15 protein-coding genes are annotated in these 13,642 nt (G+C 67.1%); 6 read left to right on the top strand and 9 right to left on the bottom strand.

The features are described 5' to 3' along the window. Nucleotides 1-453: 453 nt before the first annotated feature. The 4 genes from RC2_RS18550 to RC2_RS00985 all read left to right on the top strand — a co-directional run bounded on the left by RC2_RS18550 (nucleotide 454) and on the right by RC2_RS00985 (nucleotide 5,301). A complete protein-coding gene (locus RC2_RS18550) occupies nucleotides 454-1,230 on the top strand; it encodes a variant leucine-rich repeat-containing protein (protein ID WP_139277222.1) in 777 nt (258 codons plus the stop codon). Nucleotides 1,231-1,580: 350 nt separating this feature from the next. Then, on the top strand, nucleotides 1,581-3,836 hold the full coding sequence (locus RC2_RS00990) for an outer membrane protein assembly factor BamB family protein (RefSeq protein WP_068151811.1): 2,256 nt from the start codon (nucleotides 1,581-1,583) through the stop codon (nucleotides 3,834-3,836). A 308-nt stretch (nucleotides 3,837-4,144) separates the two neighbouring features. Further along, entirely contained in the window at nucleotides 4,145-4,510 is a 366-nt protein-coding gene (locus tag RC2_RS18545) for a hypothetical protein (protein ID WP_139277220.1), read from the top strand. Nucleotides 4,511-4,731: 221 nt separating this feature from the next. Beyond that, nucleotides 4,732-5,301, top strand: coding sequence for a hypothetical protein (locus tag RC2_RS00985; protein ID WP_068151808.1), 570 nt, complete (start codon nucleotides 4,732-4,734; stop codon nucleotides 5,299-5,301). A gap of 139 nt (nucleotides 5,302-5,440) precedes the next feature. On the opposite strand, the gene RC2_RS00980 is transcribed toward RC2_RS00985, so the two are convergent. From RC2_RS00980 to RC2_RS18540, 3 genes are all read right to left on the bottom strand, one after another. Further along, entirely contained in the window at nucleotides 5,441-6,241 is an 801-nt protein-coding gene (locus RC2_RS00980) for an SGNH/GDSL hydrolase family protein (protein ID WP_139277219.1), read from the bottom strand. 260 nt (nucleotides 6,242-6,501) lie between these two features. Next, nucleotides 6,502-7,773: an O-antigen ligase family protein gene (locus tag RC2_RS00975; RefSeq protein WP_068151806.1), complete on the bottom strand. Its 1,272-nt coding sequence runs from the start codon at nucleotides 7,771-7,773 to the stop codon at nucleotides 6,502-6,504. Then, nucleotides 7,770-7,958 carry a hypothetical protein gene (locus RC2_RS18540; protein ID WP_139277218.1) on the bottom strand — a complete coding sequence of 63 codons (189 nt, stop codon included), beginning with the start codon at nucleotides 7,956-7,958 and terminating at the stop codon, nucleotides 7,770-7,772. Before RC2_RS18540 ends, RC2_RS00975 begins: the two co-directional genes overlap by 4 nt. 59 nt (nucleotides 7,959-8,017) lie before the next feature. Between RC2_RS18540 and RC2_RS19260 the strand changes: the two genes are divergently transcribed. Then, nucleotides 8,018-8,149, top strand: coding sequence for a hypothetical protein (locus RC2_RS19260; protein WP_281250834.1), 132 nt, complete (start codon nucleotides 8,018-8,020; stop codon nucleotides 8,147-8,149). A gap of 64 nt (nucleotides 8,150-8,213) precedes the next feature. Beyond that, nucleotides 8,214-8,399: a hypothetical protein gene (locus tag RC2_RS00970; protein WP_068151804.1), complete on the top strand. Its 186-nt coding sequence runs from the start codon at nucleotides 8,214-8,216 to the stop codon at nucleotides 8,397-8,399. Between the two features lie 6 nt (nucleotides 8,400-8,405). On the opposite strand, the gene RC2_RS00965 is transcribed toward RC2_RS00970, so the two are convergent. From RC2_RS00965 to gmd, 6 genes are all read right to left on the bottom strand, one after another. After that, entirely contained in the window at nucleotides 8,406-9,281 is an 876-nt protein-coding gene (locus tag RC2_RS00965; RefSeq protein WP_068151796.1) for a type II toxin-antitoxin system death-on-curing family toxin, read from the bottom strand. Further along, nucleotides 9,278-9,427, bottom strand: a complete 150-nt coding sequence (locus tag RC2_RS18790; RefSeq protein ID WP_156509768.1) for a hypothetical protein — start codon at nucleotides 9,425-9,427, stop codon at nucleotides 9,278-9,280. Before RC2_RS18790 ends, RC2_RS00965 begins: the two co-directional genes overlap by 4 nt. Nucleotides 9,428-9,517: 90 nt before the next feature. Next, entirely contained in the window at nucleotides 9,518-9,721 is a 204-nt protein-coding gene (locus tag RC2_RS00960) for an ANTAR domain-containing protein (RefSeq protein ID WP_139277217.1), read from the bottom strand. Then, nucleotides 9,721-10,317 (bottom strand): GAF domain-containing protein, encoded by a 597-nt coding sequence (locus tag RC2_RS00955; protein ID WP_068151787.1) that lies wholly within the window; start codon nucleotides 10,315-10,317, stop codon nucleotides 9,721-9,723. Before RC2_RS00955 ends, RC2_RS00960 begins: the two co-directional genes overlap by 1 nt. 1,240 nt (nucleotides 10,318-11,557) lie before the next feature. Further along, nucleotides 11,558-12,529, bottom strand: coding sequence for a GDP-L-fucose synthase family protein (locus RC2_RS00950; RefSeq protein WP_068151786.1), 972 nt, complete (start codon nucleotides 12,527-12,529; stop codon nucleotides 11,558-11,560). Between the two features lie 5 nt (nucleotides 12,530-12,534). Beyond that, nucleotides 12,535-13,557: a GDP-mannose 4,6-dehydratase gene (gene gmd / locus RC2_RS00945; protein ID WP_174552277.1), complete on the bottom strand. Its 1,023-nt coding sequence runs from the start codon at nucleotides 13,555-13,557 to the stop codon at nucleotides 12,535-12,537. Nucleotides 13,558-13,642: the final 85 nt, after the last annotated feature.

Raw genomic sequence — 13,642 nt, 5'->3', positions numbered from 1 at the left:
GAGTGTCGGCACACAATCGGGTGAGAACCCGCCGATTCGCGGCTATCGGGCGGATCTTGTGGCGATACTCGCGGGCGCGAGTGCCCCGAAGTCGGTCCGATCGCCGGGATCCCGGCGTTCGACGCGAGTTGTGGGCGCTGACGCCCGGGTATGCGACGCCCCCGCACCCGCCCTCGACAAAGTCCTCGACTGCACGGGAGGGCGGCCGGTCGACTCGGCACGCAGCGCCTCGGACCACCCCGCGCCGACGGAACCAATGCCAGGAATGTTCGAGGCCACGAGCGATGGTCACACGGCCGGGCTCCCGTGATCGTGCTGGTGCCGCAGATTGGTTCGTTCGGACGACAACTCCGCAGCGGTCGGCGCCTGGCTGTCGTTCACTCGGGCGATGGTGGCCGGCGATCCGACGGGAAACACTGGCTCTCCGGTCGATACACACAGAACGGACCATCAGTGAGCCAAGACCCCGCCATCACGCTGGCCCCCGGTGAACGTGAACGCTTCTCGGAGCAGTTCAGCCCCAACATCATTCTGACGCAGTTCAAGACGACCATGGTCATCACCGACCGCCGGGTCATCGTGCGGCAGCCCAATGCCATCTTCGGCATCATTCCAAGGGGCTACAACGAACAGACAAGCCCACTGCGCCACGTCTCCCAGATCAACGCCGGGGAGTCGTTCTCGACGCGGAAGCTCATCCAGGGTGGCATCGGGGTCATCATGGGGCTGTACCTGACCGCGGGAATGGCTGCGCTGAGCCCCGCGCTCTCCGTGATCGGTCTGCTGGTGATCGGGTTGGGGGCGTTTCTGCTCTACACGGCGCACGAACTCGGCATCGGCTTCCGCAACCACGGTGGTGGCGTCCTCTTCGCTGCAGCCTCGAAATCGGAGCGCGCGAAGGTGGAGGCGGCCAAGCGGGCGGTGAACGATATCGTGTTCGCGCGCGAGCAGCCCGTGGAGTCCGGGGTTCCGGCGGCGCCGGTCACCGACCCGACCGTCGTCATCCCCGCGCCCACGTCGGCGGCCCCGTCGTCCGCTCCGTCCCGCTTCACCGCGGCGCAGGCGTCGGACCCCACCACTCCGCAGGCGGTGCTCTCACAGATCGCGGAGCACGAGCCCTCACTGAGGTCCACGGTGGCAGCCAACCCCAATTGCTATCCGGGACTGCTCGACTGGCTCCGCGGCCTCGGCGACCCGGAGGTCGAACGCGCCCTGGCCGCACGAGTATGACCGGGGCTCCCCCGCCGCCACCGCCGCCGCCACCACCCGGACCGCCGCCCCCGCCGCCGCCCGGACCCCTCCCGTCCGCCGGTCCGGAGTCGGCTCCGCCGCCGCCACCGCCCCCGCAGGCGCGGCCGGTTGTCCCGCTGACCAAGCGCACCGAGAAGCCCCGACCGACCACACCCGTTGTGTCGCTGTCGACGTCACCGCGCGCCACGCCGGACGCCCCGCCGTCGACCACGGACACGACCCCCGCCCCACCGGCTGCGCTCGACCGTCCGGCAACCCCCGAAGAGCCGACACCAACACCGCTCACCGGTTCGGGCGACGCACCGGCGTCGTCGACGGAACCGGGCAGCGTGCCGCGGTCGGGACGTCGTCGCGTCGTCCTTCTGGGGGCTGCTGTCGCAGCCGTCGTCGTGGCCCTCGCGGCTGCCGTCGTCGTGGTCGTGCGGCCCCATTCCGGCACGGAGACAGCGACTGTCGCAGACGCCCTCACCGGGGGAACGTTCCCCACGGCACCGACTGCGGCCTGGTCGCTGGAGCCGTCCTCGGTGGTTCCGGGGCCGGACAGCTACTTCTTCAACCCCTTGTTCGGAGAGCAGGATTACGAACGGCCCGGGGCGATCGTCGATGGCGAACGCACTTTTATGGCCGCACGGGACGGGTCGACACGGTCGACGACCATCGCGGCGGTCGACGCCACCGACGGCACGGTCGAGTGGACGCACGTGATCGACAACTTCGGTGGGTGCGCCAACGCCACCCTCGACGGACGGCTGCCCTGTATCGACCGAGGCTCGACCCCCGGGTCCAGCAGCGTCCAATTCCTCGACGCCTCGACCGGTTCGGTCGACTCCACCCACGAGGTGGCGGCGTACGTCGGCGCCGTCTACGTGAGCGGATCCGACCTCTACGTCAGCGGCTGGGACCAGGATGCTGAGGCGTCGGTCATCAGCAAGGGGACCATCGACGATCCGACCGCCTCGTGGTCTCGGTCTTATCCGGACGATCGCTGCTCGATAGCGGGCAACGGAGACAGCAGCACCTTCGACGTGGTGGGAAGCGTGTTGGTCAAGATGTCCGGCACGTCCGTGGTGGCGGACACCACGGACGGCGACCTCGTCATCTCGAACACCGGGTACTCGTATCCACTGGGCGGGCGCGCCGTCATGACCAATCGATGCCCCGACAGCCCGTCGAGCGGCGAGTTCACACCGGCGATCGTCTCCAGCGACGGGCTCACCACGGCGACCGCGAACGACGCTCCGATCGACTACGCCTTCGTCGCCGACGCGGACCCGTCTGCACCATTTCTGTATCGCGGCGGCGGAGCCCTCGACCCCGTGACGGGCGACCTCCGTTGGGCCCGGCCCGATCTCGCGGACAAGACGTCGGAGGCAGCGTTGATCGGATCGACGATCATCGTGCCGTCCGGTGACCGGACGGAGGCACTCGACGTCGCGACGGGCGACACTCTGTGGACGGCGCCTCGCCGCGGCGCGACCGTCGATGCGACCGACGGTCGCGCGTTCCTGTCGGCGGCGGATTCGACGCTGGCCGCCTTCTCGTTGGAGGACGGATCGGAATTGTGGAGCGTTCCGCTGTCCCCCGTGGACCAACGGGGTGGCACGTTGGTGCCCGCGGGAGACGGCCTGATCTATGCGGGATCGGACGCACTGCACCGCTTCGACCCGACCGGCCCGCCCGCCGGGGCGATCGCGGCCGGTGACGCCGGCGCCGGGAGCTCGGACTCGTCCGACTCCTACGTGACGGCGTGCGGGACTCCGCCGACGTTCACGCCCACCGAGGTGACCACCGACAGCGGCGCGTTGGTGGTGACCATGGAGGTGCGGGCCACCTGCCCGGCGGGTGACGTCCTGTCGTCCAATGCCATGCGGCTGTCGATCACGCGCGGCGGGGCGAACGTGGCCTCCGCGTTGTTCGACATGTCGGAGACTCCCCTCGCGGTTCCGGGATCCGACACCACCGGCTCGGGTTCGAGCGGCGGTGGAGAAAGCTCGGTCCAGCAGTCGTTCCGCTTCCCGGTCGGCTCCTTCTGGTTGCCTCCGGACTCGTCCACGGGCTCGACCAGGGGCTCGACGTCCGCTGGGACCAGGTACGTCGTGGACTGCGACCGCGGGGACTCCGCGGGCGCGCGGGCGCAGCTCGGCTCCGACGTCGAACCGGTCACGGCCTCCGCGCCGGCCGAGCCGGTCACCGGCACGTCCGAGTCCGCCGCCTTCGACGCCTTGCGCGCGATCGCGAACGCGGACCGGCCCGTCATCCTGCGGGACCTCGGCGAGCGGTGGGTTCCGCAGTTGAGCTCGAAGAAGCCGGGCCTGATCGCCGACGGAATGACGTGGAACAACTCGTCCACCCTCGCCGAACACCTCGACCTGCGCCTGAAGTACCCGAACGTCAAGCTCATGTGGTCCGGCGAGTGGAGCGTGTTCAGCTTCTCGGACTTCTGGGTGACGGCCGCCGGCGCCACGTTCTCGGACCCCGCCGGAGCCAACCGGTGGTGCGACCAGAACGGCCTCGACGCCGACCACTGTTTCGCGAAGCTGATCAGCGCTACGCACCCGATTGCGGGGAGTACGGCGAGTCGGTGAACCACGACAGGCGTGCTGGGCTTTCGTCCGCAGATGTCCCCGGTGCGCAGTAACGCCAACTCACAAATTGTTTCTCAGAAACATTAGTGATGGCGACCATCAACCTACGCCTCCACGCCAAAGAATCTGCTCCCTCAAAAAAGATCGAGCTGTGCCGCATTGCGTCCACATCTCCCGAGTCGTATTTCGAAATTCGACCGTTCGCACTACGCGAAGATGGACCGCCCTGCGCTACGGTTCCGGTCAGGAGCATTCGATCGGTACCAAATCGCTCCAACCAATCACCCCCCGACATCAGGGAGCCAAACATGTCCAACAAGTTGAAGAAGTTCGTTGCCGGGGTGAGTGTCATCGCGGCTGGACTAGTGGGGCCGATCATCGTTCCACCCTCCACCGCACAAGCTGCCCTTCCGACCGTTACGGTCAAGTTCGGGGATTGGCGGTGCAGCCAGATGGGTGGGGGCAGAGTTGTCGCCGTGCAAATGGGGTCCCAATACGGCAGCGTTCCCAAGGCCGTTGGCGATACCATTCGCATCAATGCGAAGGTCGGGACTGCCAACAACTTGACCGGAGCCATTTGGTGCAAGTCTTGGTGGCGCCCGGTGGCCATTCCCGTGTACAACATCAGTCAGCGCATTTGGGTCAGTGCGCCGAACCAGCATTTCAACGTGTAAAGCCCGCGTTGAGTTCATGCCAAACAAAATCCGTTTGGCATGAGCTCGGCGTAGGTCCAGGAAGGCTGCATCATCTCTGCCATCAATGGCAGCGGACAGGCGACCGATGGCCCGCCGAACATTCCCTCGTCGCCCGCGAACCGCACCGCGGATCCCATTTAGTACAACGCCACCGTCAACCAGTTCGTCGGCTCCTCGAACGACGCGGGCGATGCCGCACCATGACAGCGTTCGCCAACGACCGCGACGATCCCACTCAGGCCCTGATCGCGTCACCGAACCTGCATTACCTCACCGCCGTGCCAGGCGCCCCCGCCGGCCGCGGCCTGTTCACCGATGGCGCCCTGACGCAGAACTCGACCACGTTCACCAGTGCCACCGCTGCCTTCACTCAGGCCGACGTCGGCCGCCTCATCCGGTTCGTCAACAACTTCGCCGCGATCGACTCCGGCGGCGCGATCTACATCAACGCGGTGCAGTCCGCGACGTCGGTGACACTGAACAAGGCCGCGGGCGGGTCGCAGACGGGCCGGAACTGCATGGTCGACAGGGACATGTTCTTCCGCTCCGCGTTCTACGGCGCGGTGGACCCCGCCACCGGGGTCTACTACTGCATCGCGAACGACAACACCTCCGGCGGAAACCGGTCAGTGTTGTTCGCCATCGCCTACCCCGGTGCGCGCGCCGAACTCCTGGAGTCCTACCCGAGTGCGACACCGGGCGAGATGGTGATGTGGAACGGCTACCTCTGGTCGCACCAGGCGCGGAGACAGCTCACGACGTGGGCGTGACGCCTCGGCCACCTGAATGGCATCCGGTCCCCGAGGTCTGGCAGCGTTGCTCATGCCGGACGGATTGCACCCCAACGCGGCCGGATACGACGTCGCCGCCGCCGCGGAAGCGCGGATGCTCGGGATCGCGGCCTGAGTATCAGACGGCCGGAGCGGGGAGCGGGGGCGGCGGGTTCGGGCCGCCCCGCTTCGCGTACTGCTCGAGGAATCGCTCGGCGAGGAACAGGTGCCCCTCGGTGTTCAGGTGCGACCCGTCGAAGTTCGCGTACTGCGGGGAGTTTGCGTCGGTGAACCACCCGTAGGCGAGTGGGTCGATGATCGGTGTGTCGGTGGCGAGCGCCGCCGACTTGATTGCGTCGGCCGTCGGCTTGAGAGTGTTCCCGAGGGGCTGCGGGGCCGAGGGTGTCATGAGCACGATCTGCACGCCGGGCCACACGTCTCGGGCCGTTTGCATCGTGGACAGCACGGCGGCGGTCAAGTCTTCCGACTCGGCGCGGTAGTCGTTCTGACCGCCTTGCAGCACCAAAATGTTCGGCTGTAGCCCGTTCTCGGCGCTGCGAAGGATGCGCTGGTCGTACCGATTGAAAATGTCGGTGTCGCCGGCGGTTCCGCCACCCCATGTGAACCCGGTGCCGCCGACGCCGTCGACGGACCAGCGGGGGTAGTTCAACGCGCGAGCTGCGAGGTAGGCCCAGCCGTTTTCGCGCTGGTTCGCTGCGTTGTAGCCCTCGGTGTAGGAGTCGCCCATGATGAGCAGCGTCGGATTCTCCGGGACGGTGATCCGCGCGAGCCGGTCCAGGCTCGGCGGCGCGACCCGCTCGGCTGTCGCTTCGGCGGGCGCCGTGGTGCGCTGGTAATCCCAGATGAGGCCGACGCCGATGAGCAGGACGACCACCGCGACGACAGCGAGGGTGGCGTTGCGGGCGCGGGTGGAAGTCACTGACGCATCATGCCCGACCGGGCGGTCTCAGCGCCTGTCGAGCGGAGGCGCCGATAGCCGGACGTCACCACGCCCTGTTGTACTGCTCGGCCTCGCTGATGCATTCTCAGAGCAGTACGCCGAGGAGCCCTGAAACGACGACAGGCCGAACTCGGGGCTGCACGGCTCGGTTTCGCACCAGTCGCACCACCCGGTGTCGGACGGCATCGGCCCTCGCGCTGCCTTCGAACGGAGCCACGCGAGGGCCGACCGCAGTGCGCTCATCGCTGCACCATGTCATGAGCGGGGAGGTCGACAGCACGTGCGCCGCCCTGGTCGGCCCGTTTCGATCGCTGCGCCAACGCCATGCGGCTAAGCGAGCACCCGATGATCGCGGCCATCGGGTAGACCACGAACGGGTAGACGATCGGGTTGTCGGTGTAGGCAGCGACCAGGAACGTCAGCAGCACCAGGAGCGCGGCGACGTGCAGCTCGCGGTGATCGGTGTCGTCCAGGAACGCCAACCGCCACAGGCGGTAGGCGAGCAGGGCGACACCAATTACGAATAGCGCGAGCCCGACGAGTCCGGTGTCGACCAGGATGCGCAGGTAGTCGTTGTGCGGCTGGTTGATGGTCGGGGTGTAGCGCACCATCACCCGTTCGGCCTCACCGATTCCCCCGCCGAGTTCGGGGTTCTCGCGGTAGGCGCGCAGCAGGTTGCCCCAGAAGTACTCGCGGCCGGAGGTGTTGATCTGGAGGCCGCCGATGCTGCCGCCGTCACCTTCGAGGAACCGGTCGCGCAGCGGCGCCCAGTAGGTGACGAGGGCGTAGAGCACTGCGACGCCGGTGAGCGACCGCAGGAAGACGGTGCGGAGTCGGCCGCGGTTGCGGGCCATCGCGGCGAGCGCGAACGCAACTGCCGCGGCGAGGAGGGCGGTGCGGGACCCGCTCATCGCGATCTCAAAGCCGAGTAGCAGGATGAGCAGCCGGCCGAGCACGCCCAGTTTCTTCCAGTGCGCGGACAGATACGCGATGGCGACCATCGCGGTGAGCGCGAACGCGCGGCGTGTGATCGCTCCGTCGGGCTCGAACCCGTACTGCGCGATCTGCGTCGCGTAGATGGCGGCTAGGATCGTGCTCGCTCCGAGGAACCATTTCAGTAGCACGTCCGGGGTGCCGACGCTGGACCGCTGCGCGGTCAGCCACATCCCGGCGACCAGGCCGATGTACATGGTGATCGGGTGCGCGATGGTGCCGCTCAGGCCGCCGGTCAGCGCGGTGATGCCGAGGCTCCACCCGAGCCACACAACGAGCGCGATCGGCACGGCGTGGAACGGGCGCAGTCGCCGCTCGCGCTTCCCTGCGGACACGGTGCCGTTGTCGACGAGTCGGAGCAGAACGCCCACGATGAGCGCGAACGTCGCGAGCAGGCCGACGATCGACGACCCGTTCAGTGCGCCGAATCGGAACTGGCGCAGTCCGTCGCCGGATGCGAGGAACAGGGCACCGACGAGGATCGTGAACGGCAGCGCGGGACGCAGCGCGGCGGTCACTGCTCGCTCCTGGCGGTGCGCCACGCAAGGAACGTCCACATCAGCCCCGCGACGACGCCGAAGGCCGCGAACGCGCGGTACTCGGTGGTCACGGCAAGAGCGGACAGGCCCGCGAGCAGAGCGCCGGCCGCGAACCAGCCCACTTGGGCGGGTCGATCTCCGACGCGCCAGGGATCGTTGTCCATCGTCGCATCATGCCCGACCGCCCGGTCTCGGCGCCTGTCGAGCGGGGCGATAGCGGTGCATGGGGGCGTCGATCCCGTCGACCATCAACAGCTCCGACCCCTACGGGATGCGGTCGGATTCCGTCCGCTTCTCCAGCCGCGGCAACGCGCTGCTGGCCCGCCTCGGCGCCACCGCCGTCTCACCCCGATAGGAACAACGCCACGTTCAGAGTCACCGCCGACGACATCCGTACTGCAGCCGAAGCGGAGGACGGTGTGGTCGCGACGTTCGTCGATCTGCACGTGTGGTCGGGGGATGCGTCGGACCTCCCGGACGAGCCGGGATATCGGATCATCGTGTCGTCCAGTGATCTGGCCGACTTGATGCGCGAACATGGAGACAAGCCGGATTCCGTCGCGGAGGCATTGTCGCCCCCGTCGCCGGTGACGTACGAGGTCTGACGGACGCTATTTCCAGGTCGGCACGGTGTCGGGCGTGGGCGATCCTGCACTCACGCGGTACGGCATCTCGGCTGCGAGATCGTCGCCGAGGTACAGCCGCACTGTGTAATCGCCGGGATCGTGGAATAGCGGTTCCAGAGTCACGGCCGCGAGAGTGGGCATCACGCCGAAGCGATGGTGCTGGTGCCCACTCGGCGGTGTGTGCGCCTTCTGGAACTGAGCCTTGTAGCGATCGGGGCGGCGGGCGTCACTGGCATTCGCAGGCAGGATCGTCGCGGCAACCGCTAGACCGGCCGGCACATCATCGGGACGCCAGTGGATTCGACATATCACGGAAACGTCCTGCTTCAAGGGGAAGTCCGACAAGGTCTGAACCTGGTAAGCCCCCAGATCGTACGCAGACCACGTTCCGGTGCCGTTCGGAACAACGCCATGCGCCAGATAGGCGAATTCGATTCGAGGGTCGTGGACCGAGCCGGCCCGCGAGTTCTCCCATCGCGACCGGAACCACTCCGCGGCCTTCTCGATCGTTGCCCTGTCGCCATCGGCCTTCCAGGCGTCGAGCGCGACGGCGTTGATGAACATCTCGGCTTCGATGTCCGCGATCGGCGGCAATTCGTAGCCGTTGCCGTCGAGAAACATGTTGGCAGCGAGCCACGCCGTGCGCTTGTTGCCGTCGTGGAAATACTGGGTGGAGGCGATGCCATGGGCGTACGCAGCCGCCTTAGACCACACGTCCTCGAATACGTCCTGTTCACCGAACCCCGACTGCGGGCGGAAGGCGTTGGCCTCGACCCCCTCCATCTCACGCACACCAACGTCACCGTCCTGGCGCGCGTTGATGACAATGAGGGTGTCGACGGAGAGGTACTCGATGGTCACTTCAGCCGTTCGAGCAGGGTGGACCAGCGGGCCATGTGCTTGTCGAGCAAGCGATCGGCCTTCGTCTCGTCCATGTACGTGACGCCATCGCGGTCGTCCGAGACGTGCTCGGTCCGCTGGTCAGCGTCGGCGCGCACCTTTCCCATGCCCACGAGGGTACGTGCGCCGTCAAGAAGTGGCTTGTCGGGCGGACCATCGCGCGAGGACCGCGGTTCGATCTCAGTCGATAGCGGTGCCTATGCCCCGCTCTCCCCCACCCGCTCGTGCGCGGTCATGAGCAACTTCGCGAACTCCGCCGACACACTCTGATCCAGCAGGGGGTTGGCGGCCACATCGGCCAGAAGCTGCCGACACAGCACCCGCACCGCCGTGTTGGTCTCCTGCGACCGCCACTTGATCAGGTCAAAGGCCTTCTCGTCGGAGACGTTCAGCATCACCATCACGATTCCTTGGCCTGCTCGATGCTGGAACGGAAGTTCATGGCGCCCAGCAACCGCTGCACCTGCGCCTGAGCCGCCGCGGCCCGGCGCGCGGCACTCAACGCCGTCACGGCGACGCTGACGTAGATGCGCATGGCCGCGGCATCGACCGTCGAGAAGGCATCGGGCTGGCGGCTGTACAGGTTGAGCGCACCGGAGTAATCCGCATCGATCGCGAGCGGTGCCGAGAGGAAGCTCTGGTAGCCGCTGCCGGCCGCGCGCCGGGTGAACGCCGGCCAACGATCGGCGGGCGCCGTCCCGTTGGCGACCACCAGGGTTTGAGTGGCGATCGCCTCGAGGCACGGCCCCTCCCCTGTCTCGTACTGCGCGGCGTCGACGTCCAGAACGCCCTCGACCGTCGAGCAGATGGTGTCCGGGCCGCTGTCCCGCACGACGGTCACCGCGGCCGCCTCGGCGTCGTCGATCGAGTCGACCGCGTCGAGGCAGATCCGTTCGACCGTCGCGTCGACGTCGGTGATCGTGGAGAGAGCGGACACGGTGTCGGCCACCGACAGGAGGACGTCGTCGGCATCGTTGTCGGACGAGTTGGTGAGCATTCGAGAGGTACTCCGAACCGGAAGCAGCCACGCGGGCGAGGAGACAGGGTGACGGTGTGGTGGTTCGGGACGCTCAGCCCGGTGCCGCGGGGAGCATGGCGGAATCACCCCCGGCACCAGGGCGGAGGGACGCGGCGGGAAAGAAAGTCACGATCACTCCTGCGGGGGCGGGCCTGAACGAGGCCACACCGCATCGATGCGAATACGGATCGATCGGCAGGAGGATGTACCGAGCACCGGAAACGTACCCCATCCTCACCGCGCCCGGTTCGAGGCATTCCCCACTTCGGCGGTCCCGCGCGACGGCTGCCACGGGCTCTCCGATCGGTCCCGCCGATCGCATCCCGACCGGAAACGGGCGTCCGGCCCGAAAGGACGCCGACCGCAGGAACGGCGACGGCATTCACAGGAATGCGTGTCGCCGTCACAGAGCGCAAATGACCACCGTCGGTTGATCTTTCGCGCGTCAGTCGAAGATGGCTGCGGGAACAGACATTCATTCCGGGACGAGGAGTGGAACTGCGGTGGCCATCGAAACGAGCGTGCTGCGTGGGTAGAACCGTCTGCATCATCGGCACCCGCGGATACCCAGTTACTACGGTGGGTTCGAAAAGCTCGTCCGGCAGCTCGCTCCCTACCTGGTCGACCACGGCTGGCGCGTCGTCGTCTACGGGAGGCCTGCGGACGTCGACCAGCACGATCCCGAGCGCGACCGCCGCGTGGAGGCGGTCACCACCCGAGGACTCGACAGAGAATCGTTCAGCACCATCACCTACGGATTCACCTCGGCAGTCCACGCGTCCGTTCGGGTGCGACCGGAAGTCGCGCTGGTGATATACGTCGCCAACGGCTTCTGGCTGCCGATGCTGCGCTCCCGCGGCATTCCCACCGTCGTCAATGTCGACGGCGTGGAATGGGAGCGCGAGAAGTGGGGCCACCGTTGCCCGCAGCGTGTTCCGTGCGGGCGCGTCGGCCACCGCCCGCCACGCGACCGAACTGGTATACAACTCGACGGCTCTGGCGCAGCGATCGTCGGCCATGTCGGGCCGCGACGGCACCTACATCCCGTACGGCGGCGTGCTCCGCACCAAAGGGCCGGCGCCGAGCTGGAGACGCCGCCGGACGGGGGCACCGCCTCGGCCAACTGGCCGTCGGGGAACGCGTGGTCCGCCACAACCGTTCCGGCCGCGGCTCGTCGTCACATAACGCCCCGTGCGTTCGGCGAAGAAGGCGTTCTACATCAGCCGCGCACGTGTCCCGCATTCGCTCGGTACCACTCAACGGTGCTCCGGATGCCCTGATCCAGCGGAACCGCAGGCGACCATCCGCTGTCCCGCAGGGTCGACACGTCCAGGAGCTTGCGCGGCGTCCCGTCCGGCTTGGTGGTGTCCCACTCGATGCGGCCGGTGTAACCGACCGCAGCGGCGACCAGATCGGCGATCTCATTGATCGTCTGGTCCTCACCGGTGCCGACGTTGACCTGCTGCGGTCCGTCGAAGTGTTCGAGCAGGTGCAGGCAGGCCGAGGCCATGTCGTCCACGTGCAGGAACTCTCGACGGGGCGAGCCCGTCCCCCAGTTGGTGATCGACTCGGCGCCCGAGGCCAGGGCCTCGTCGTAGCGTCGAATCAGTGCAGGGAGAACGTGGGAGCCGGTCGGCGAGAAGTTGTCTCCGGGCCCGTACAGATTGGTGGGCATGGCCGAGATCCACGGCAGGCCGTACTGACGACGCACGGCTTGGATCTGCAGGATGCCCGCGATCTTGGCGATGGCGTACGCATCGTTGGTAGGTTCCAGCAGTCCGGTGAGCAGCGAGTCCTCGCGGATGGGCTGGTCCGCGAACTTGGGGTAGATGCAGGACGAGCCGAGAAACAGGACCCGCGGCACCTGCTGCTCGAGCGCCGCGTCGAGGACGTTGACCTGGATCTGCAGATTCTCGGACAGGAAGTCGACGGGATTGGTGCTGTTGGCGAGGATGCCACCCACCTTGGCGGCCGCCAGGACCACCACCCGAGGCTGCGTCTCGCGGAAGAACTCGAATACGGCGCCGCGGTCCTTCAGGTCCAGCTCGGACGAGGTCCGTCCGACCAGCTTCGTGAACCCCTGGTCCTCGAAGTGCCGCCACAGGGCGGACCCGACCAGTCCCCGGTGGCCGGCGACGTAGGTGACGGCATCGCGATCGAGCGGCGCCGGTGTGAAGGTGCTCTGCTCCACCGCCCTCACGCCCAGTCGGGGAGGTCGGGGCGATCGATCCAGGGGCGACCCTCGTGCTCCAGCGCGGCGATGTCGGCGTCGACCATGATCCTCGCCAGGTCGGGCGTGTAAACGGAGGGCTTCCACCCGAGGACCCGCTCGGCCTTGCTCGCGTCACCGACGAGCGCATCGACCTCGGTGGGGCGCAGGTAGCGCTCGTCGAACTTGACGTGCTTCTCCCAGTCCAGGCCGGCGTGCTCGAAGGCCGTGGTCAGGAAGTCTCGGACGCTGTAGTTGCCACCGGTCGCCAGGACGTAGTCGTCCGGCTCGTCCGCCTGCAGCATGCGCCACATGCCCTCGACGTACTCGGGGGCGTAGCCCCAGTCCCGCACGGCGTCGAGGTTGCCCATGTACAGGTCGTTCTCGAGCCCCGCCTTGATTCGGGCGACGGCGCGCGTGATCTTGCGGGTCACGAAGGTCTCACCACGCCGAGGAGACTCGTGGTTGAACAGAATGCCGTTCACCGCGAACAGTCCGTACGCCTCGCGGTAGTTGCGGGTCACCCAGTAGGAGTAGACCTTGGCCGCACCGTAGGGCGAGCGCGGGTAGAAGAGCGTCTCCTCGTTCTGCGGAGGCGGAGACGCACCGAACATCTCGGAGCTCGACGCCTGGTAGAAGCGGCACTTCACGCCGGCGAGGCGCACGGCCTCCAGCAGGCGGATGGACCCGATGCCGGTGGTGTCGCCGGTGTGCTCTGGCTCGTCGAAGCTAACGCGCACGTGGGACTGGGCCGCGAGGTTATACACCTCGTCGGGATCGATCTCAGACATCAGGGTGATGAGTCGTGCGCCGTCACTGAGATCGCCGTAGTGCAAGAACAACTTTGCGTCGGGGTTGTGGGGGTCGACGTATAGGTGATCGATACGCGACGTATTGAATGTCGACGACCGACGAATTAAGCCATGGACCGTGTAACCCTTCGACAGCAACAACTCGGCAAGATACGAGCCGTCCTGACCGGTTATACCGGTGATAAGCGCAGTTTTCACAGTAAGTCCCCATATCCTTGTACTCATAGCGCAGGCCAACGGTAGCGCACCAGTAGCACCGCCGCTCGCCAAGGCAATCGAGCGC

This window comes from Rhodococcoides corynebacterioides NBRC 14404, from assembly GCF_001894765.1.
GTDB lineage: Bacteria > Actinomycetota > Actinomycetes > Mycobacteriales > Mycobacteriaceae > Rhodococcoides > Rhodococcoides corynebacterioides.
The sequence above is the reverse complement of the archived record's forward strand: the minus strand, read 5'-3'. Positions and strand labels throughout refer to the sequence as shown.

Excerpts from the sequence above, each read along its gene's own strand:
- RC2_RS18545 (WP_139277220.1), top strand. The coding sequence starts at position 4,145 with ATGTCCAACAAGTTGAAGAAGTTCGTTGCCGGGGTGAGTGTCATCGCG.
- RC2_RS00985 (WP_068151808.1), top strand. The coding sequence starts at position 4,732 with ATGACAGCGTTCGCCAACGACCGCGACGATCCCACTCAGGCCCTGATC.
- RC2_RS18540 (WP_139277218.1), bottom strand. The coding sequence starts at position 7,958 with ATGGACAACGATCCCTGGCGCGTCGGAGATCGACCCGCCCAAGTGGGC.
- RC2_RS19260 (WP_281250834.1), top strand. The coding sequence starts at position 8,018 with ATGGGGGCGTCGATCCCGTCGACCATCAACAGCTCCGACCCCTACGGG.
- RC2_RS18790 (WP_156509768.1), bottom strand. The coding sequence starts at position 9,427 with ATGGGAAAGGTGCGCGCCGACGCTGACCAGCGGACCGAGCACGTCTCG.
- RC2_RS00960 (WP_139277217.1), bottom strand. The coding sequence starts at position 9,721 with ATGGTGATGCTGAACGTCTCCGACGAGAAGGCCTTTGACCTGATCAAG.
- RC2_RS00955 (WP_068151787.1), bottom strand. The coding sequence starts at position 10,317 with ATGCTCACCAACTCGTCCGACAACGATGCCGACGACGTCCTCCTGTCG.